We start from the raw sequence: 21185 nt of genomic DNA on the forward strand, positions 1-21185 counted from the left end.
ACTGAAAACACTAGCATCCACCGGCGTGTCGAAAAACTAGAAAAAGTAACTAAAAATACGTGCGTTAAAGAAATCCGCCAAAGCAGCAATATTCGGCTCACCATATTGATCCACCAACTGCAACCAACGGCAAGCATTTTCTTCACCAAATCGTGCAGCTTTGCAACGATACTCTTCAACAGTCAAAAAACGAGGCGGAATAGACTTACTATTGTATTTATCCGCAACCATAACAATTTCTTGTTCAACAGTTTGCGGCTTATAGTCGTCCACAGGAAGCGGCAGGTTTTGCAGAGCAACCTGTTCGCGAGTCAACCCAACTCCAGTATGATTGCGCGCAAACTGGGCAGCTTCCTCGCTAAAACCACATTTAAGCAAATAGTTGTATCCACGCAATCCGTGCAAAATATAATTCGGACCGTCAAAACTCAATTCGCCATCAAAATTTGCGGATCCATCTTTCTTCAGCACAAAATACGTGCCAATATCGTGCAACATTCCACCAATAAAAGCAGCGTACTCATCAATAGGTTGCTTTGGCGCACGTCCACCTTTAATAGGCGGAAGATCAGAATAATTATCCCCAATAAGTTTTTTAATACAAGATTGTGCGAGTTTAGAACGCTCCAAAATAGAAGACGAACACTTTGTTTTAGACTCAAGCAACATATTGCAATGATGCGCAATTTGCCAAGAGATTGTGGCAATTACCACACAATGACCGTGAATAAGGTTGTAAGCAGATTCAGAAGGCGCAGTAGTGCGATGCAATTGCTCTACCTGGCTAAAATCAGGCAAATCGGCATTTTTTACTGCATCGCACTGTAGCGTTTCTTCTGAATTGTTACGCATTTTATTCACGATTCCGTATTCATGATTCTGTATTAACAATCATGTATTTACAATTCTTTATTCAAGATTCTTTATTTTCCGCACGCGCAGCATCTTCTACAGCCTGTACAACGGCATGAGTTACGTTGGCGGCGTCAAGATTAGTTTTATCGCCACTAAAATTCGCGTTAGATGCCTTTGCTTGCGCCTTAAGCGGCACAGGACTAATGTTCCCAGTGTTTGCAAGTTTTTCATCTGCAAACAGAACATTAGCTGCAGCAATATCACGAGCGTTCATAACTGCAGTCTGCTCCGCATCAGTAGGCCGAATATCAGAATCAGCCTGCGTGGCAGTTTCAACAGCTGAAGCGCCTTGCAACGATTGCACTGCACGCTGCGAATAATCTTCACGACTCAAGCGTGGAGGTCTGCGCGTAGAAACAAACAGCGGCTGCACTTCGACCACAGGATTATAAGGCGCCAAGCCGAACCACTTAACTGGAGTTCCAGCAATATGACGAATCGCATACTTCATTTTTAGCGACAATGCGCCACGCACAGAAATATTAGACTCCGGCATTAAAGCCTTATGCAGCAGGACGTAACGGATTGGACCAATATCTGGATCCGCATCAACCTTTGGATACACAGATTTTTGACGAGGAAGTTCGCCAGTATGCGACAAATCGTGCATAATTTGGTGCAAATATGCAGGTATAGATGGAGAAACTTTAAAACCTAACTTTATTTTTACACGGAACAAATAATCCGTACCAAAATTTTCAACGCAATACTCGCGCGTAAACGGAGCGTCGTCAGTTTCCACAGATACAGCCCACCAAGCTCTAGCTCGCTTAGGGTGGTCAGCAAAAATGGAGAAGAAAATTCCAGTATCAAGTCGCTTCATTTCGCGATCAGAAGTCAAGTAAACAATATTGTCGGCAAAATACGGAATTCTAAAATCACCATGCAATTTATCGAGCACAGGAAGGAAGTCTTTAGGCTTCATATGCAATCGCTGCGAACGCTCAATCTTGGTACCGTCTTTCCAAGTAACCATGATTGTCAAAATCGAAGCTCCAAGAAGCATAGTGAACCAGCCACCGTGCATAAACTTTGCCATGGAGGCAATGAAGAACATAAGCTCAATCATTAGGAAGACCACAGCAAAACCAAGAGCTGCAAAACGCTTCTTTTGATACCACATATGCACCGTAAGCAAAATGGTTGTTGCGAGCATTGTAAGAGTTAATGCCAAGCCGTACGCGCCAGAAATATGTTCAGAATCGCGGAAAACGGCAAGTACCGTAATAGTTGCAACGCAAAGCACAACATTCACTACAGGAATATAAAGCTGTCCACGAGTGCGTGCAGGGTAACGAACCTGCAAATGCGGCATCCAATTAAGGCTAGTAGCTTCAGAGACCATAGTGTATGCACCAGTAATCAAAGCCTGAGAAGCAATAATGCCAGCCGTTACAGAAAGAATAACTGCAATATATCGAACATTAGGTTCGAGCATTTGGAAGAATGGATTTAATCCTTCAACAGACCACAATGATTTATCGTTCTGATGTTGCAGCATCCACGCGCCCTGCCCAAAGTAATTAAGCAGCAGAGCAACTTTAATAAACGGCCACGTTGCGTATACGTTTCCTCGACCAACATGGCCCATATCTGAATACAACGCTTCCGCACCAGTAGTAGAAAGGAAGATTACGCCCATAACTGCCAGACCCTGCACGTTGTGCGAGCTGAACAGGAATTCCACACCATAAATTGGGTTAAGCGCTTCAAAAATAGTCCAATCTTGGCCAATATTCATAACTCCAACTAGCGCAAGGAAAGCAAACCAAAGCATAACTACTATGCCGAATACTTTACCAATACGCTCAGTTCCGCGCTGTTGAACAGAAAACAGTATGACGATGATAACAACCGTAATCATCATCGACAAATTCTCGTTTTCTAAGAATATTGGTTTAAACGCTGCAATAGTGCGCAAACCTTCTACTGCGGAAGAAATAGAAACTGCAGGAGTTAGCACAGAATCTGCCAAAAATGCAGCTCCGCCAATCATTGCCGGTATTGCAAGCCACGCACCCTTTTTGCGCAAAAGTGAGTACAGTGCAAAAATGCCACCTTCGCCTTTGTTGTCGGTTCGCATTGCAACGAATACGTATTTGACTGTTGTAATCAACGTAATTGACCAGAATAAGAGCGAAAGCATGCCGAATACGGTTTCGCGATTAATATTTTGCAATCCGCCTTGACCGGCCAAAAAAGTTTGAGCAGTATACAAAGGCGATGTACCAATATCGCCATAAACAACACCAAGAGCCACAATAGCCATGCCCAAGGTAAAGCGGTCAGAGCTTGTTTGCAGCTTTGCCCACCATCTGCCTAAAGGACCTCTAACAGCACTGGCAACAAGCTTTTCTGCTTCCTTAACTTCCTGAGCCTGCTGTTGAGCCATTACTTTTCGCTCTTCACGAGTTGTTGTTTTTTGAGACACCTTTGGTGCCTTTGTAAAAGACGCAGCTCGTAATATAGCATCCTTCGAACTCTTAGTAGTCTTCGGACTCTTCTCGGAATCTTTCGCGCCGTTGCGAGGATCCTTTGTGCCATCTTGTGACGGCACAGTAGTGCGTGACTTCGTCATGCTTAATTGTTCCTCCTAGGTAAGGCTCTTCTTGATGCCACAAGAAGATGCAGTCACCTTGCCCTTCACAGTTTTATTTCCGTACTTGGATATTGTATACAACGATAGCTATATAGTGCAAAAAATCTTTAGAAATCGTTGAAAAATAAGGATTATTAAGATTGGCTTTTTGCTTAAAATCCGTAAATTTTCTTCGTGTTTTCTCTAGTTACTTTAGCCGCCTTCTCAAGCGAAATATCGAGTACATTAGCAAGCACTTGCAAAGTATACGGAACCATATAAGGCGCGTTTGGCCGCCCTCTGTAAGGCATTGGCGTTAAATACGGCGCATCTGTTTCTACAGTTATGTGACTTTCGCCAATAATCCTGGCAGACTTACGCAATTCTTCGTTTCCTTTGTAACTTAAAGTTCCGGAAAAACTTGCGTACCAGCCGTGTTCTTTTAGTATTTGGGCTAAATCTTCGCCGCCTGCGTAGCTATGAAACACTGTTCGTTCAGGCGCTCCGTCTTGTAATAAAACTTTTACTACGTCTTCGTGCGCGTCACGATCGTGAATTTGCAACGGAAGATTCAGCTCTTTTGCGAGCGCAATATGGTCACGAAAAGCTTCTCTTTGTGCAAGCCTCGCAGACTCTCCTGTGCGAAAATAATCCAAACCGGTTTCTCCTATTGCAACAACTTCTTTTGGATGCGCAATTACAAGCGAACGCAAATGTTGCATAGCTTCGTCGAATGGAATATCGTGATACGGCTTATAAACTATTGGCAATCCGTCTGGACCTTGTGCTCCCCTGTGTCCGTGTAAAACGGCTTCGTTTGGGTGTATTGCAATTGCTGCACGAACGCAAGCCGCGTGTGATGCGGCAAACGAAATTGTCGGCTCCCAGTCTGGGTATTCGCAACCTACTTCTAGCATGTTGGAAACTCCAGCAGATTTTGCTTGCTCAACCAGATTATCTGTAGTTGGTTCTGCTATTAAGTCGCGTCCTTTTTCTGCTAATTCTTGGTTAAGATTATGCGCAAAATCAACGACACTAAGCATATGCGTGTGGTCGTCCGCAATTGTTACGCCGCTTTTTATTAGATTTTCCCATACTTTAGATTCTTCGGTTAATTCAGGCGCCCAATTATGCTCGCGATGATGTTTACTCATATTTTTAAGTCTACTCGCAAATAAAACAGTATTTTTACCAGCGATTTTTCTTCCAGCGATTTTCTACAAATACTTTTCTACAAATACTTTGTATGCTTACAAAATTGTTTTGCGAATTGCGTCGTATTGAGATTTAACAAGGCGATAGTAAGATCCTTTTTCTTCCATAAGTTCCTCATGCGTACCGCGCTCAACAATTTCACCATGGTCTATTACGCAAATCAAATCAGCATTTTCAATAGTAGAAAGCCTGTGTGCGATTACAAAAGACGTACGATTTTTAAGCAACTGAGCCAATCCTGCTTGTAGAGCTTCTTCCGTACGCGTATCAATATTGCTGGTTGCTTCGTCGAGGATCAAAATACGAGGATCTGCCAAAAGTACGCGCGCAAAAGAAATAAGCTGCCGTTGACCTGCGGAAAGAGTAGCTCCTCGCTCCTCAATTTCAGTGTCGTAACCTTTATCCATTTCACTAATAAACTCGTGCGCGTGAACAGCTCGAGCCGCCGCCTCAATTTCTTCGTCAGTTGCGTCTAGTTTTCCGTATCGAATGTTTTCGCGCACAGTTCCGCTAAAAATAAAGCTATCTTGCAGCATTACGCCCATTTGTTTTCTAAGCGACGCTAAGGTTACTGAGCGCACATCGTGGCCGTCTATAGTAATCGAACCTTCTGAAACATCGTAGAATCTAGAAAGAAGACTTACTAAAGTAGTTTTTCCAGCTCCTGTTGGGCCTACTAAAGCAACGGTCTGCCCAGGCGAAACGTGCAAGTCAACCAGGTTCAAAATCGGCCTTCCGCCTTCTTCGTAACGAAAAACAACGTCGTTTACATCGACCTTGCCACTAATTTGCGGCAATTCTTTAGCATCCGGCTTATCTACAATATTCGGCTTAATTCTTAGAGTTTCAAAAATTCGCTCCAAATAAACTGAGCATGTTACGAGCTGCGTGTAAAAGTTTCCAATATTTACTACTGGATCCCAAAATGTAGTCGAGTACCATACGAATGCTATAAGCGTTCCCGTGCTCACGTTCATTCCGCCTAAATTCGACACTCCAACGTAGTACAAAAGCGCTATTGCAGCGGTTTCAATAACTGAAGCTCCAGGCCAAAGCAGCATTTGAAACCTAACGTTTCGCATCCATGCGCTTCTTACTTCTGCTTGCTGATTCTGAAAAGTTTCGTATGCTGCAGACTCTCTTGCAAAAGTTTGCGTTGTTTTTACGCCTGCAATTGATTCGTGCAAATACGCGTTTAAATTACTTTGCTTGTTTGATAGTTTTTTAGACGCTTTTCGTTGCAGAATTTGCAAAACGCGCGTCCAGATTATAAATATTGGAAATAGCGCTAAGCTCCACAACGCCATTCGCCAATCTATAACGAACATTGTTATTAATGTAATAATCAGCACAAAAACGTCTGAAAATACGTTAATAAATCCCGAAGAAAGCGTATCCGAAAGCGTGTTTATGTAGTTTACTATGCGAATCAGAATCTTTCCGTGCGGGCGCGAATCAAAATAATCAAAAGATAACGATTGCACATGCGTAAAAATATCGCGGCGCATGTCTCTAATTATCATCTGCCCAATTCGCGTAATTGCAAGCGTTCTGTACGCTAAGCCCAGCTCATACAGCACAATAAGCACAATAAAAACCGCAATAATTGCGTATAAGTACGTGTAGCTTTTCTGCGGCAATACCACGTCGATTAGCATTTTTGTAATCATTGGCATTGCTGTCATAATTATGCTTCCGCTTATAACTACCAGAATTACGAGTAGAAGTTTAGTTGCGTACGGTTTCATGTATTTTTTAACGCGCATAAGCTCATGCACATTCACATGCTCTTCTTGTTCTTCGTCTTCGCGATAAGTGTTTCGTTGCGCCATTTCTACTCCCCCTTCGTTTCAAATCCTGCAGATTTGCCGCTTTGCAATCCAAGCTGCTTCCTGTAAATCTCCCAGTATCTTCCATGCTGAGCCACAAGCTCCGCGTGAGTGCCTCGCTCTACGATTTTGCCGTGATCTAACACAACAATCATGTCTGCATCTTTTACGGATGAAATTCTGTGCGCAATTGTGATTACAGTGCGCGTGCCGTCGAGTTTCTTTAGCTCTTGCTGAATATGCTCTTCTGTTTCCATATCTACAGCAGAAGTTGTGTCATCCATAATTAGGATTGCAGGATCGTTTGCTAAAGCGCGAGCTAAGCTTAAGCGTTGCTTTTGGCCGCCAGAAAGACCAACTCCGCGCTCTCCTACTACAGTTTCGTAACCTTCTGGCATGCTCATAATAAAATCGTCAGCCGCTGCGATTCTAGCCATTCTGCGAATCGTATCGTCTAGTTCTTTGCAATTTTCTTTATCTTGAGGCAAACCGAAGCCAATATTTCCTGCAATCGTGTCCGAAAACAGGAAAGTTTCCTGAGCTACTATGCTAACTTCATTTCGCACAGTTTCCAGAGGCCATTCGCGCACGTCTTTTCCGTCAATTAAAACGCGGCCACGCGTCGGGTCGTAGAATCTTGCAATAAGACTTACAAGAGTTGATTTGCCAGATCCGGTTTCACCAAGAATACCAAGTTTGCTTCCGGCAGGAACACTTAAATCAATATTCTTTAAGATTGGCGAGTCTTGATCGTCCGGGAACGCAAAATCAACATTCTCAAAAGTGATTTCGCCTTTTACTTTAACGCTTGCTTCCGCTTCTTTTGGAAGATTAATATGCGATTTTTGCGTAAGAAGCTTACGAATATTAACGCAGCCCGCGTTAAAACGCTGCCAGTCGTTAATAAGCCATCCCGTCATTCGTACAGGCATATTAAGCATCCAAAGGAAGCTGTTAAAAGTAACGAATGTTCCTAAAGTCATGCTGCCGTTCAAAACAAGCCATCCGCCGAAGCCAACTGTTATAAGCTCGAGCACAAATCCCATTCCGTCAAGCCAAGGCATGTATTTTTGCGTGTTTTTTGCAAGCGTAATATTTCGATTAAAGTAGTCTTCGTTACATTCGTCGAATTTTTTGGTTTCGTAAGCCTCGCGCACAAAAGCTTTTACAACACGATTACCTTCAATATTTTCTTCCACCATTGAATTCATGCGCGCAAAAGATTCGCGAATTGCAAGGAATTTTGGCCTAGCTTTTTTGCCCATAACTCTTGCAAGCAGGAACAAAAATGGAGTAATTGCTATAAGCGCTAAAGCAAGCTGCCATTGGATTGAAAACATTATTACTAGCGCAAGCACGAACATTACTAAGCAATCTAACGCCATATACGAAACCCAGCTTAGAATATGGCGAATCGCATCCGTATCCGACGTCATTCGGCTCATAATATCGCCTGTGCGCGTGTGATTAAAGTACGTGAAGTCCAAAGAGTGCAGCTTTTCGTACTCGTCGCTTACTAGGCGGTACACTGCGTTTTGGCCAAATCTTTCCATTTGAAGCTGGTAAATGTACCTTGAGCCTACGCGAATAATCATCATTGCAACCATCAGTACACATACGCCAACAAGCAGATTATGCTGTTTACCAATAATGATTTTGTCTACAATAAAGCCCGAAAGCAGTGGCATTGTCATTGCCATTGTGTCGTTAATTGTAAAAAGTATAAGCGATACGCCTACTCTCCACATGTCTTGCTTGCAGTATTGCAATACCCAGCGCACGTTACTCGCGTCTTTGCGTTTATTTGGGTTGACGTACATGCGCCGGATTCTCCTTTGTTTGATTTTGCGATTTATTTTTATTAAGTTTTATTAAGTTTACATTATTTTATGCGCGATTATTTTTTACGCGATTATTTTTTACGCGATTGCATGCAAAAAGATGTGGCGCGCAGTCAAAAGACTACACGCCACATTCTAAGTTAAGCAATCAGCTTAGTAAACTTGCGCGAATTGTCGCTACAAATTTACTTACTTCTGCCAGCCCATATCCTCTGGGTAGGTGGTTGCGTAACCAGCAGGGCCGTTGTTAGCAAAGCCCTTCTTGAACACCTGGTAAATAGGAGGAGCGGAAACTGGAAGAGTGCCGTACAAAGCAAGAGCTGCAGATTCTGCCTTGTTGGAGTACTCAGTCTGTTCCTTGTAATCGTAGGTCTTGCCGACCTTATCGAGCATGGCATCAATCTTCTTGTTGCCAACGAGACCGAGGTTGGAATCGCTGTCAGACTTGTAAACCTGGCTTGCTGAAGACAAGAAGCTCAATGGAGATGTGGACTGCCATGCCAATGGAAGCACCTGGTACTTGTGAGAAGCAACAACCTCGGAGAACTTAGCAACAGCCTGGTTCACAGTCTTGCACTTGATGCCAGCCTTCTTCATCATGGCCTGGAATGCGTTAGCAAGAGCTGCCTGAGTAGAATCGTCGCCGAAGAAGGTGAAGGAAATCTCAAGAGTCTTGCCATTCTTGGCGTAGTAGCCATCCTTGCCCATCTTGTAACCAGCAGCTTCAAGGGTCTTCTTAGCGTTTTCGGTGTTGTACTTGCCGTCAGCAGGAAGATTGTTCTTGTAGCCAGCCTGGAACATGGATAGAAGCTCAGAACCTGGCTGCTCGCTCTTCCAGTTCATGCCCTGGAACTGAATCTTGTTGTAGGTAGCAACGTCGAATGCCTGAACAATAGCCTTACGAACTGCAAGCTCGTTAAGTGGCTTGGACTTGGCGTTGAAGTTAAGCACGCGAACCTTGGTGCTGTAGCCGTAACGGAGCTGAGCGCCCTTAACGCTACGAGCAGACTTGATTGCGTCCTTAGCAGAAATGCTATCGGTTACAGCGTCGATTTCGCCGTTCTGGAAGGCGTTCAAAGCTGCGGTATCTTCCATACGCTTTACAACGACCTTATCGAGCTTTGCCTTCTTACCCCACCACTTTGGATTGCGGGTGAAAACAACCTGATTTTCGGTTGCGGATTCAATCTGGAATGGACCTGCACCCCACTCGTTGTGAGGATTGTTTACCCAACCCTGGTTGAAGGTCTTAACGTCACCGGCCTTTGGATGAACCAGTGGAGCGAAAAGCATTTCCCATGTTGCGCATGGCTTCTCATAAGTCACTATAACCTGCTTTGGAGTGGAACCTTGTTCAACACTCTTGATGCAGTCATAGCCTTCAGTACTTGGGACGGAGTAATCCTTGTTCTTTCCGTTCAAAGCCTGCCAAGTAGCCTTAAATGCGGTGTAATCAATATCAGTGCCGTCATTCCACTTGGCCTTTGGGTTCAAGTTGTACTGAACAACGAGTGGCTTATCGCTAACCTTCTTGACGGAAGTGATGTAGTCAGGGTTGTACTTAAGCTTTTCACCCTTAACGGTGTCATAAGCCATAAGATTTGGCTGGTAGAAGCCCCACAAAGTAGCCATGTAACTAGAATTACCATCGTTAGAAGCGTAATTCCAGTTTGGGCCGAGAACAGGAAGAGCAACGGTGTAAGTGCCGCCGTCCTTAACGTTGTCACGTGCCTGTGGATTATCGTAACGCTTGTTGACATCTGGCATTGGAAGTTCGCCAGTGTAAGAAGTGTCAACACCAGCAGCTGGCTCTTCAGTCATACCTGCTTTACCAGCATCGTTAGTAGCACCACCGCAAGCGCCGAGCAGCATCGCAACAGAAAGTGCAGCTGCGGCAAATACAGTCAGTTTACCTGCATTTGTATTTTTCATGATTCCTCTCATTCCCCGGATGATGTCCGTCTTCCGGTATGTTGTATGAGTATATACAACTCTATGACATTCGACAAATCGTTTTCACAAAATATTGATTTTTTTCTTTTTAAGTTTATGAAAATTAGGTAAAAAAGAATAATTTATTATCTATAATGGGCAAAACAGAAAATTTTTTAGTTTATTTTTGCTAAAAAACAAAATATATTACGTTTTTTAAATTTATGTTACACAATAAAAAATCGCGCATGTTGTAATAAACATGCGCGACTAAGTAATTTATTCAGATTGATGAAGATTAACTAAAATCGACAAGTCATGAATTACCTAACATCGTCAAAATTATCTTCTTCAGAAAGAATAATACGCTTACGGTTCTTCTCAATTGTAGGATCCGGAATTGGCACAGCGCTAATCAAAGCCTGAGTGTAAGGGTGCTTTGGATTATCAAACACCTCATCCGTTTCACCAGATTCAACAATTCGACCGTGATACATAACAGCAATTCGGCTAGAAATATGTCGAACAACAGCCATGTTGTGAGCCACGAACAAGTAAGCAACGCCAAGCTTATCCTGCAAATCTTCAAGCAAGTTAATAATTCCAGCCTGAATAGAAACATCCAAAGCAGAAACAGGCTCGTCAAGAAGCAAAAGCTTAGGATTCACAGCCAAAGCACGAGCAATAGCAATACGCTGACGCTGGCCGCCAGAGAACTGAGTTGGGAAGCGATCTACCTGATCAGGATTCAACTCAACAAGCTGCATAAGTTCAGCAATACGTTGGCGAATTTCTTCCTTCGACTTCTTTTGCACGAGCAAAGGCTCTGCAAGAATATCGTAAACCAACATACGTGGATCAAGAGAGCTCATTGGATCCTGGAATACGTACTGAATCTTAGAACGAAGTTCGCGACGCTGCTCACGAGTCAACTTATCGTTCAACTCAGTACCAAAAACTGTAATAGAACCAGACTCAGGTTTCTTCAAGCTCATAATTTCCATCAAAGTCGTGGACTTACCAGAACCAGACTCGCCAACCAAAGCAACAGTTTCGCCTTCACGAACTTCAAGATCAATGCCGTCAACAGCACGAACCTCACCAACCTTACGGCGCAAGAAGCCGCCGCTAGTAATTGGGAAGGTCTTAACCAAGTTCTTAACATCCAAAACAACTTTTCGTTGCTCACGAGGAATGCCATCAAACATAGGCTTGATTGGCCTTTCAGTTTCAGCGTGGAGCAAGGCGCGAACTGTTTCACTTTCGGCTTCAAGGCCCATCATTGTGCCGTCGTCCCCACCTTTTTCTTCAGCCATAAGCATATCCATAGTCGGCTTAGAAATTGGGGTTAAGCGGCGAGTGCGCTTTTGGTCAACGCGAGGAACAGCACCGAGCAAGCCGATTGTGTAAGGCTGAGTTGGGTGAGCAAAAATCTCTTCAACGCTATTATGCTCAACCAAATGGCCCGCGTACATAACAATAACTTCGTCTGCAACGCCAGCAATAACGCCCAAATCGTGAGTAATGAAAATCATTGCAGCGCCAGTTTCTTTCTGGGCCTTCTTCAAAACTTCCAAAACCTGAGCTTGGATTGTAACATCCAAAGCGGTAGTAGGCTCGTCTGCAATAATAATATCCGGATCGTTAGCAATTGCCATAGCAATCATCACGCGCTGGCGCATACCACCAGAAAACTCGTGAGGGAAAGCCTTCAAACGCTCAGCAGGCTTAGTAATACCAACCAAATCAAGCAATTCAATAGAACGCTCGCGAATCTGCTCTTCGCTCATGCCCGGGTTATGAATAACCAAAGCTTCCTTAAGCTGATCACCAATAGAGAAAACTGGAGTTAAAGCAGAAAGAGGATCCTGGAAAACCATGGCAATATTCTTGCCACGAATCTTACTCATCTCTAAATCGGACTTAGTTAAAAGCTCTTCGCCCTTATACTTCACAGAGCCCTTAACGCTTGCGTTTTTATCCAGCAAGCCCATAACAGCCAAGGACGTGACCGACTTACCAGAACCAGATTCGCCAACGATACCAATAGTCTTTCCGCGGTACAAATCAAAATTCATTCCGCGCACAGCATGCACAGTACCAGCTTCAGAAGCGAAGCTAACCTGCAAATCACGTACAGAAAGCAATGGTTCGTTGTTTTGATCTTGCATCGTAGTTTCTTCCTTAATTGCGTTATTATCCATATCAGTCATGTTCATACCCCCAATCAAGCCCTACTCGGCCTTACCAACAGACTTAGAATATGGATCGATAGCATCGCGCAAGCCATCTCCAATAAGCTGCACAGAGAAGGTTAACAAAACCAAAACTGCAGACGGCACCAAAAGTACCCAAGGAGAAGTCTGAACTACGCTTTGACCAGCATTTAGCAAAGTACCAAGAGAAGTATCTGGAGCCTTAATACCAAGACCCAAGAAGCTTAAAGCGGTTTCGCCGTTAATCGCACCAATAACACCAAGAACCGTGTTAATAATCAACACAGAACCCAAGTTTGGAACCAAGTGGCGAACAATAATTCGGAAGGAAGAAACACCTTCGAACTTAGCTGCGCGAACATACTCGCGCTCACGCAGGCTCAAAGTCAACGTACGAAGAGTACGAGCGTAACCAATCCAACCAAAAGCAGTTAAGCCAAATGCCAACCACAACCAATCGCTACCACCACTAGAAGCACTAATGATTAAAGCAATCAGCAGGAAGGAAGGAACAATCAGCAGCATGTCCAAAAGCCACATACCAACCTGCTCGAACCATCCTTCGAAGTAAGAAATAGCAGTACCAACCAAAGCAGCAATAACTGTAATGGTAATAGAGCTAACAATACCAATGGAAAGTGAACGGCCAAGTCCGCGCACAACCATTGCATACATATCTGAGCCGCCTGGCGTAGTGCCGAGCCAATGCTCTGCAGAAGGAGGCGTTGCGAGAGAAGAAAAGTCTGGTTCGTCATAACTCCACTTTGAAATCTTTGAGCCAAACAAAGCAAAAAGAATCAAAATTACGAGCATAACCAAGCCAACAACAGCTGATGGTCGACGGAAGAAACGACGCGTGTAAAGCGTCATCTTTCCAGTGCGCTTAAAATTGCCCCATGCGTTAGAAGTAGCCGTTTTATTTGCAGCAGACTCAAGAGGTTCTGAAGATACATCTTTTTTATTCATGTCAATGTCACCTACACTGTTGCACAATTAGTTCAAACGAATACGTGGATCAAGCCAAGCAGAGAAGATATCTGCAAGCAATGCACCAACTAAGGTACATACGGCACCAAATGCAGCAATAGCAACCGAACCGTTGATGTCGTTCTGCATAATGGTCTGAACGAAGTAGCTACCAAGGCCGTTAATAGCAAACACGGTTTCAGTAATAACTGCACCGGTGAAAACGCCTGCAATAGAGAATGCGACGTCAACAGCTGTTGGAATCAAAGAAGTACGCAAAGCGTGACGACGAATAGCCATATTCAAAGGTAAGCCCTTCGCCCTAGCTGTACGAACGTAATCAGCATTCATAGTATCGAGAAGATAAGTTCGCTGAGTTAAATGATACCCAACCATGCCAGGAACTGTCATAACAATTGTTGGCAAAATCAAATGCTGAAGGAAGTCAAGAAGGAACATAAACGGGTCAGAACCCTGGTAAGAGTGCAAACCAGTAACGTAGAAAAGTCGCACGCCTGCTGCGTGGTTAATGCTAATAGCAGCAAGCACAACCATCAAACCCAAAACTGCTGCAGGAACAACCAGCAGGAAGGTTGCGGTGGAATTAAGAACTCGATCTTGCCACTTGTACTGACGGATAGCAGTGTAAACACCAACGCTAACACCGAGAACAATACCAAGAATTGTAGCGCCAGTAACCAGCTGAACAGATGCGCCAATACGAGACATGATTGCCGGGCCAACTGGAGCCTGATCTGGGCTCAATCCCCAATCCCACTTAGTAAAATGTTGTAAATCCAACGGCAATAACGAGTAAACACTGGAGTCTGGTCGTTAATATTTGCCAGATCCAAAGAACGGTTAATAGATGCAATTGGCGGATGCGGATGCCTAGACATGTAGTTCGAACGCGGTCTCATAAAAGCACTTGCCAAGAAATACGTCATGGATACGGCAACAAACAGCATCACCACATAATTCAGGCATCGTTTAACGATGTATCGTATCATTGTGACTCTTTTCTACGCCTAACCATTGTTTACCTCCATTTGGCATGCTGCAAATCGTCAAATCTACAGCGTAACCGCTTTAGCGTTTCGCCCTCAAAAGGGCGCGCTTGAACTGACCCTCGTCAATCCGGGACACATAATTAGTATATTTTTAGCCAAGCTATGTACAAAGAGCTTAACAGAAAATATTTTTGCACAATGCTTTTTTAAATATATAAAAGCAAAATTTAGAATATATAAGTTACATTATACAAATTACAACTTACACAAAAACGCAGAATTTCAACGTTTCTTTGATATATAATTACGAAAGAATATGTATTACAGGGTCAAAAAATTATTTTTATACATACAAAATACGCATTATCAGCAAATATAATAAATTCAAAAATTAATTACAAAAACTGAATATTTAACGGAAAAAGTCTAGTTTTACAAAAATAATTAAGGTTATTCGCACAAAGGCCGGAAATCGCTATAAACAAGAAACACACGCAAGACATTGTGCAGTATACAATATCTGTTATTCGTATTATCAACTCTAAAAGGAGACTGAGTAAACTCATGGCTGAAAACGTTAAAGCCGTAACTCTGGAACATGTAAAAAATTATTCCAAGCATTTCAACGAGCAGCGTGCAAATCTTTTAGCAGCAAATGCAGCAGTAACAAATGGCGTGCTTAAAGCTGCAACAAGCTATCAAGGCCAGCGCGCACTGCCACGCGAATTCTCTGTGGAATTAAAGCAAGGAAGCATTACAAATCAAAAACGTTCCGGACGCTGCTGGATGTTTGCATCCCTTAACACTTTGCGATACGAGTTAATGCATAAGTGGAATTTAGACGACTTTGAGTTTTCAGAAAGCTACCTGTTCTTCTGGGACAAGATTGAAAAAGCAAACGCGTATTTGGAAAACGTGTTGGCAACTTTGGATGAAGAACTTGATAGTCGAGTTTTTGAAAGCATTAACTACGGTCCGATTGATGACGGCGGTTGGTGGCAAATGTTCGTCAACCTGGTAAACAAGTACGGACTTGTGCCAAAGAGCGCCTACCCTGATTCGCAGAATGCAACTGATTCCGACTCCTTTGTGCAGTACATCAATACAAAGTTGCGCGAGTTTGCTTGCGAATTGCGCGAAGCTTATAAGAACGGCTCTTCTTTGGAAGAATTGCGCGAAATGAAAATCCGCGATTTGGAAACCGTTTACCGCATGACCACTATTGCGCTCGGCGAGCCGCCAGCAAAGTTCGACTTCTTCGCACGTACTAAAGATGACGACGATAAGAAGGACGAGAAAAAGAACGAAAACAAGGATGGCGAAAAAGCCGACGAAGAAAAGAAGGACAGCAAGGACGACAAGCCAAAGACTGGCAAAGACGAACGTCCGATGATTCGCGAATACGGCATTACTCCACTTGAGTTCGCTAAGAAATATGTTCCTGTTGACGTAAACGACTTCGTAACATTGTGCAACTCGCCTATGAAACGAACTCCTTTCAACAAGCGCTATCAACTCAAGTACAGCACGAATGTTGCTGAAACAGATGAGCTTGAATTTGTGAACGTTCCTCTTGAAGTGTTCCGAAAGGCAGCTGTAGCGCAGCTAAGCGACGGACACCCAATTTGGTTTGCTTGCGATTGCACACAGTTCTCTTTGCGCGATAGCGGCTTCTTTGATCCTGCAGTAGTTCGCGTTGACCAACTCTTCGATGTTGAATTTACATTCGATAAGGCGAAGGGTTTGGAATACATGGATATTCCAGGAAATCACGCTATGACATTTACAGGCGTGAACTTAGACGAAAACGGCAACCCGGATCGCTGGAAGATTGAGAACAGCTGGGGTAAGGATGCAGGCGAAGATGGCTACTACGTTGGCTCTGCCGACTGGTTCGACCGCTACGTTACTGAAGTAATCATCAATAAGAAGTATCTTGACGAAGCAACTCTTGCCATCTTAAAGCAAGAGCCTGTAATGCTTGAGCCGTGGGAGCCACTTTCAAAGCGCTGCCGCTAGTTTAAGTGCTTAAATTTATAAGCGCAGATTGCTTTTTGCAGTCTGCGCTTTTGTTTTAGCGCTTTTATGAAACATTTGCCGTGATCTTCCACGGCATTTGTTTTCGTTTCGACAGCATTTGACCACAAACGCCGTGATCTTTCCACGGCATTTGTTTTCGTTTTTGTGGGTTTTGGAAACATTTGCCGTGTAATTTTCCGGCATTTGTAGCTGTTTGGATTGGCGAATGCTTTCAAGCGATGAAACAAATGATAAAAAAGAAGCCCGGCGGGAGGAAACCCGCCGGGGCAGAGAGAAAGAGAGAAGAAGGTTTCAATTATGGGGTTCGCGAACGAACCTCGCTAATGGCGAACCATTAACATATGTTAGTATAGCTAAACTTTCGTCCAAAGGAAAGAGTTTTTCCTTAAAATTTCCTTAAAATATTTTTTATTAAGAAAACTTGCTATATTTTTTGTTATTTTATAACGATTTACCTAAAATTTTCAACCTATTCGCCACTATTTTCCAAAGATTTTTTTGCAGCAGCAAGTCTTTCTGCTTCAACACGCTGACGCTCAGCCAATGCAGAAGCAAAACGTTCAAGCTCCTCATCAACCGCTTCCTTAGGAATCTTAGCAAAAATAGGAGTTGGCTTAGGAACAGGCGTTCCCGCAACCAATTCCTCACTCTCCCACGGATGTACAGTTTCACCCAAACGATAATCACCCGTAATAATCGGATACTTAAAGTCCGGATTATCCAAATCCTCTACTTCCTCAATATGAGGCAACGGTGAGAACACGCCAGTGCCACCAAGAGCTTCCCAAACCTTTTGCGCTGCATGAGGCAAGAACGGAGCAAGAAGATGATTAGCATCCGAAACAGCCTGCGCAGCCACGTGCAATACGGTTCCGAGACGAGCTTCGTCATCCTTAATCTTCCACGGCTCAGTTGCGGAAATATATTTATTAATATCCGCAACTACTCGCATTGCTTCCGTAAGAGCATTCTTCTGACGATGACGCTCAATCAAGCTACCAACCAAAGCAAACGCATCAGAAGTCTGATCAAGCAAAGCGCGATCCATTGAAGTCATAGAATCTTCATCCAAAGGAGGAATCTCGCCAAAATTCTTATTGATAAGATTTGCCACACGGTTAACAAGATTGCCCCAACTTGCAGCAAGCTCTTCGTTATTATGACGAGCAAACTCAGCCCAAGTAAAATCAGCATCAGAATTTTCAGGGCCTGCAATAGAAATGTAGTATCGCACAGCATCCACAGGATAACGAGCCAAAATATCCTTCACGTAAATAACAATTCCGCGCGAAGAACTGAACTTCTTGCCTTCCATAGTCATAAACTCAGAAGCAACAACCTGCTCAGGCATATTAAGCGGTCCGTAAACACCAGACTCGCCGCCCTTTGATCCAGCTCCGTTATATGCGAGCATTTCCGAAGGCCAGATTTGAGAATGGAAAGTAATATTATCCTTGCCCATAAAGTAGTATCCAGGAGACTTAGGATCACACCACCAGTCGCGCCAAGCATCCGGCTTACCCTGCCTGCGCGCCCACTCAATAGAGGCAGACAAGTAGCCAATAACAGCGTCAAACCACACATACAAGCGCTTATTCGGGTTATCAATCCAACCTTCAACAGGAACCGGAATACCCCAATCAATATCGCGCGTAATAGCTCTAGGCTTTACTTCCTTAAATAAACCAAGCGAGAAGTTAATAACGTTAGTACGCCAACCTTCACGCGAATGAAGCCAATTAACATTCGCCTCAGCCAAAGACGGCAAATCCAAGAAGTAGTGTTCAGTTTCTTCAAAGCGAGGAGTTTCTCCGTTGATCTTAGAAACAGGATTGATAAGCTCATCCGGATCAAGCTCATTTCCACAAGCATCACACTGGTCGCCGCGAGCGCCATCCGCACCACACAATGGACAAGTTCCCTCAATATAACGATCAGGCAAAGTACGTCCGGTAGAAGGCGAAATTGCAACCTTCTGCGTACCTTTATAAATATAACCGTTCTTTAAGCACTGACGGAACATTTCCTGAACCACATGCTCATGGTTTGCGGTTGTTGTGCGCGTAAACAAATCGTAGCTTAAACCTAAATCGCATAAATCCTTAGTAATTACGCGATTGTAACGGTTTGCAAGCTCTTGCGCAGAAACGCCTTCTTTATCTGCCTCAACCAAAATAGGCGTGCCGTGTTCATCAGTTCCAGAAACCATCAACACGTCATTACCCTTCATGCGCTCGTAACGCGCGTACACGTCTGAAGGAACACCAAATCCAGCAACGTGACCAATATGACGAGGGCCATTAGCGTAAGGCCATGCAACATTCACCAAAATATGACTCATAGGCAAATATTATCTTGTTCAGCGCGGACAGTTCTAGACGAATATCAAAGAAAAATTTAGAGAAAAGCGCAGAAAATAGCGCAAAAATAGCGTAAAAATAGCAGATTCTTACGAATATTCTAATTGTGAATATGTGCAAAACTTTTAGCTAATACGAATTATATGCACTTAAAAACAATAACGATTCAATATTGATTAAGTATCTATTCAAATAGCAATTCACATATCCACAATTTATTTATTTAATCTTATTTACCTCTAAAAATTTTCATAATCTCAATTCTTAAATCAATAAAAAGAGAGGAAGAATATGATTGATCAACAAATGGCATATACGATTTGGAAAATCGGCAAAATAGACAACGAAGAATTCCCGCCTCTTCTTGATAACAACCATTTACCTGGGCCAATGTGCATGAAAAAGCTTTCTAAATTTGGAATATTTAACCGCTTAACATCTAATACCGGCTACTCGCACAAAACGGCTATTTCTATGTGCGGAAGAAGCAATATAGTAAACGATTTAATACCTTCGGAAAGCGTTGCTTGCTTATTTACAGCTGCGTGGGTGTGGCTTGGTGGAAATTTTCCTGAAAATATAGATGTTATTGATTACGGTCATTATAGAAGGAAACCACACGGTCACACAATTCGATCATTTCGTAGGAAATTAAACGAAAAAGACTATGTTACTCTTGGAAAAACTCGCATAACAACTCCGGAGAGAACAATATGCGATTTAGCATATACACAAGGAGATAGTGAAAATTACGAGTTATACAGAAAAAGCATTGCAAACTTACTAATATCTCACTATCGCGTAGATTTGCACGAGTGCAGACGTATTATTGACAGCAATCCTTATTTTCCAGGCTCTGTGCGCGCAAGAACTTGGCTGAATGATATTGCGAATGAAATAAGGAAACCATGGAAATGAAATTCAACTCATTCACGAAGGAGCATGCAAGCTCTCCTCCCAAGCCGCCAATACTCCTTACGCCTGTTGTTGCAAGCGACCCCTCAACAAATCCGGAAATCTTGTGGCATATTGCAAAACATATACCCGAATTGCGTAAATGGGTTATTGCAAATCCTTCTGCAGACGCTCATCTTTTAGAATACATTTCTCAACAAGGCGGACCGGATGTTCGTCACAGTTTTGAAGTGTTATTTGCATCTTATGATAGCGATATATGACATCTATTACGGCAGACTTACAGCAGGCTTACAGCAAGACTTACAGCAGGCTTTAAGGCAGGCTTACGGCAATAGTTTTAGGATTATTTGAAATTTATACGAAAATTCCCTACTCAGCCTCACCTTTTTGTTTAAGGCATGCTGCGTAAACTTGCTTACGATTTGCAAAAGAACCATCTAAAAGCGGATGCTCTTTTACTACTTTCGTAATTGCTTCTTTAATGCGCAAACCTTCCTTTTCTGCGCAATCAGCCGCAAGCTCAGCAAGAGCATCTACGCTTAAATCTTGACTTTCTGCTCTAACTTCATCATCGTTAGCTCCCCCAATAACCAGCACAATTTCGCCACGAGGAGGATCAGCCAGCACGCCGTCGTAAATACTTTGCACATTCCCGCGGCGAATTTCCTCAAAATCTTTAGTAAGCTCTCGGCATAATGCCATTGGTCTATTAGGGCCAAGCACGGCTAATAGATCTTCCATAGCTTCTGCAATTCGGTGCGGAGCCTCATAAAACACGATTGTTCTGCGCTCTGCTTTAAGAGAACGCAAATGTTGCTGTCGTTCACCAGACTTTCTTGGCAAAAAACCTTCGTAGCAGAAGCGATCAGTTGGCAATCCAGAAAGCGCAAGCGCATCAAGAACCGCACTAGGGCCTGGAGCACATGTAACAGGAAGTCCACGTTCAATAGCCCGGCGAACAATTGCTAAACCTGGGTCGTTAATAGTTGGCATTCCGGCATCTGAAACCACAAGAACCTTAGCACCCTGCTCTACTTCGTCGAGCAAACCGTCGGCCTTATTTCGCTCATTGTGATCGTGATACGCAACAACGCGCCCAGAAACATGAACCCCAAGTCGATTCGCCAAATCGTAAAGCCTACGCGTATCTTCAGCTGCCACAATATCTGCAGTTTCTAGGAGATTTATTAGCCTAGAAGAAGCGTCACCAATATTACCAATTGGCGTTGCGGCAAGAAAAACCTTGCCGCATTTACTACCAATAGGCGATTCTGCGAGAACGACTTTGCTACGTAAATTACGATTTCCTGAAGTATTATTTTTAATTTCTTCAGATTCGGTCTCGCTCATTTTTACTCCTTGCCA

The 21185-nt window shown here is 43.4% G+C and carries 13 protein-coding genes and 1 pseudogene; 3 read left to right on the plus strand and 11 right to left on the minus strand.

Going from position 1 to position 21185, the window contains the following annotated elements; all coding sequences use genetic code 11:
• Positions 1-36: 36 nt before the first annotated feature.
• The 9 genes and pseudogenes from CGSMWGV1500E_RS00920 to CGSMWGV1500E_RS00880 all read right to left on the minus strand — a co-directional run bounded on the left by CGSMWGV1500E_RS00920 (position 37) and on the right by CGSMWGV1500E_RS00880 (position 14502).
• Positions 37-852, minus strand: coding sequence for an HD domain-containing protein (locus CGSMWGV1500E_RS00920; protein ID WP_004129217.1), 816 nt, complete (start codon positions 850-852; stop codon positions 37-39).
• A gap of 61 nt (positions 853-913) precedes the next feature.
• Complete coding sequence (locus CGSMWGV1500E_RS00915; RefSeq protein ID WP_004129219.1) at positions 914-3493, minus strand: KUP/HAK/KT family potassium transporter; 2580 nt, start codon at positions 3491-3493, stop codon at positions 914-916.
• A gap of 173 nt (positions 3494-3666) precedes the next feature.
• Positions 3667-4647, minus strand: a complete 981-nt coding sequence (locus CGSMWGV1500E_RS00910) for a TatD family hydrolase (RefSeq protein WP_004129220.1) — start codon at positions 4645-4647, stop codon at positions 3667-3669.
• A 96-nt stretch (positions 4648-4743) separates the two neighbouring features.
• The gene (locus CGSMWGV1500E_RS00905) at positions 4744-6540 is read right to left on the minus strand and encodes an ABC transporter ATP-binding protein (protein WP_004129223.1); all 1797 of its coding nucleotides are present in this window, start codon (positions 6538-6540) and stop codon (positions 4744-4746) included.
• Positions 6541-6542: 2 nt separating this feature from the next.
• Positions 6543-8357: an ABC transporter ATP-binding protein gene (locus tag CGSMWGV1500E_RS00900; RefSeq protein WP_004129225.1), complete on the minus strand. Its 1815-nt coding sequence runs from the start codon at positions 8355-8357 to the stop codon at positions 6543-6545.
• 210 nt (positions 8358-8567) lie between these two features.
• Positions 8568-10310 carry an ABC transporter family substrate-binding protein gene (locus tag CGSMWGV1500E_RS00895; RefSeq protein WP_004129227.1) on the minus strand — a complete coding sequence of 581 codons (1743 nt, stop codon included), beginning with the start codon at positions 10308-10310 and terminating at the stop codon, positions 8568-8570.
• 323 nt (positions 10311-10633) lie between these two features.
• Positions 10634-12523 (minus strand): ABC transporter ATP-binding protein, encoded by a 1890-nt coding sequence (locus CGSMWGV1500E_RS00890; RefSeq protein ID WP_004129230.1) that lies wholly within the window; start codon positions 12521-12523, stop codon positions 10634-10636.
• A 21-nt stretch (positions 12524-12544) separates the two neighbouring features.
• Entirely contained in the window at positions 12545-13492 is a 948-nt protein-coding gene (locus CGSMWGV1500E_RS00885) for an ABC transporter permease (RefSeq protein ID WP_004129231.1), read from the minus strand.
• Between the two features lie 27 nt (positions 13493-13519).
• Positions 13520-14502, minus strand: a pseudogene (locus tag CGSMWGV1500E_RS00880) (ABC transporter permease).
• A gap of 564 nt (positions 14503-15066) precedes the next feature.
• Between CGSMWGV1500E_RS00880 and CGSMWGV1500E_RS00875 the strand changes: the two are divergent.
• On the plus strand, positions 15067-16521 hold the full coding sequence (locus CGSMWGV1500E_RS00875) for an aminopeptidase C (protein ID WP_004129237.1): 1455 nt from the start codon (positions 15067-15069) through the stop codon (positions 16519-16521).
• Positions 16522-17011: 490 nt separating this feature from the next.
• On the opposite strand, the gene metG is transcribed toward CGSMWGV1500E_RS00875, so the two are convergent.
• Positions 17012-18883, minus strand: coding sequence for a methionine--tRNA ligase (metG, locus tag CGSMWGV1500E_RS00865; protein ID WP_004129240.1), 1872 nt, complete (start codon positions 18881-18883; stop codon positions 17012-17014).
• A gap of 310 nt (positions 18884-19193) precedes the next feature.
• Here metG and CGSMWGV1500E_RS00860 point away from each other — a divergent pair, with 310 nt between their 5' ends.
• A complete protein-coding gene (locus CGSMWGV1500E_RS00860) occupies positions 19194-19820 on the plus strand; it encodes a hypothetical protein (protein ID WP_004129241.1) in 627 nt (208 codons plus the stop codon).
• Positions 19811-20080: a hypothetical protein gene (locus tag CGSMWGV1500E_RS00855; RefSeq protein WP_004129243.1), complete on the plus strand. Its 270-nt coding sequence runs from the start codon at positions 19811-19813 to the stop codon at positions 20078-20080. The genes CGSMWGV1500E_RS00860 and CGSMWGV1500E_RS00855 overlap by 10 nt, the downstream gene beginning before the upstream one ends.
• Before the next feature lie 109 nt (positions 20081-20189).
• On the opposite strand, the gene rsmI is transcribed toward CGSMWGV1500E_RS00855, so the two are convergent.
• Complete coding sequence (gene rsmI / locus CGSMWGV1500E_RS00850) at positions 20190-21170, minus strand: 16S rRNA (cytidine(1402)-2'-O)-methyltransferase (RefSeq protein WP_004129247.1); 981 nt, start codon at positions 21168-21170, stop codon at positions 20190-20192.
• Positions 21171-21185 lie beyond the last annotated feature (15 nt).

Source organism: Gardnerella vaginalis 1500E, assembly GCF_000263595.1.
GTDB lineage: Bacteria > Actinomycetota > Actinomycetes > Actinomycetales > Bifidobacteriaceae > Bifidobacterium > Bifidobacterium vaginale_E.

Excerpts from the sequence above, each read along its gene's own strand:
- CGSMWGV1500E_RS00900 (WP_004129225.1), bottom strand. The coding sequence starts at position 8,357 with ATGTACGTCAACCCAAATAAACGCAAAGACGCGAGTAACGTGCGCTGG.
- CGSMWGV1500E_RS00855 (WP_004129243.1), top strand. The coding sequence starts at position 19,811 with ATGGAAATGAAATTCAACTCATTCACGAAGGAGCATGCAAGCTCTCCT.
- CGSMWGV1500E_RS00875 (WP_004129237.1), top strand. The coding sequence starts at position 15,067 with ATGGCTGAAAACGTTAAAGCCGTAACTCTGGAACATGTAAAAAATTAT.
- CGSMWGV1500E_RS00885 (WP_004129231.1), bottom strand. The coding sequence starts at position 13,492 with ATGAATAAAAAAGATGTATCTTCAGAACCTCTTGAGTCTGCTGCAAAT.
- metG (WP_004129240.1), bottom strand. The coding sequence starts at position 18,883 with ATGAGTCATATTTTGGTGAATGTTGCATGGCCTTACGCTAATGGCCCT.
- CGSMWGV1500E_RS00910 (WP_004129220.1), bottom strand. The coding sequence starts at position 4,647 with ATGAGTAAACATCATCGCGAGCATAATTGGGCGCCTGAATTAACCGAA.
- CGSMWGV1500E_RS00890 (WP_004129230.1), bottom strand. The coding sequence starts at position 12,523 with ATGACTGATATGGATAATAACGCAATTAAGGAAGAAACTACGATGCAA.
- CGSMWGV1500E_RS00860 (WP_004129241.1), top strand. The coding sequence starts at position 19,194 with ATGATTGATCAACAAATGGCATATACGATTTGGAAAATCGGCAAAATA.
- CGSMWGV1500E_RS00905 (WP_004129223.1), bottom strand. The coding sequence starts at position 6,540 with ATGGCGCAACGAAACACTTATCGCGAAGACGAAGAACAAGAAGAGCAT.
- CGSMWGV1500E_RS00915 (WP_004129219.1), bottom strand. The coding sequence starts at position 3,493 with ATGACGAAGTCACGCACTACTGTGCCGTCACAAGATGGCACAAAGGAT.
- rsmI (WP_004129247.1), bottom strand. The coding sequence starts at position 21,170 with ATGAGCGAGACCGAATCTGAAGAAATTAAAAATAATACTTCAGGAAAT.
- CGSMWGV1500E_RS00920 (WP_004129217.1), bottom strand. The coding sequence starts at position 852 with ATGCGTAACAATTCAGAAGAAACGCTACAGTGCGATGCAGTAAAAAAT.
- CGSMWGV1500E_RS00895 (WP_004129227.1), bottom strand. The coding sequence starts at position 10,310 with ATGAAAAATACAAATGCAGGTAAACTGACTGTATTTGCCGCAGCTGCA.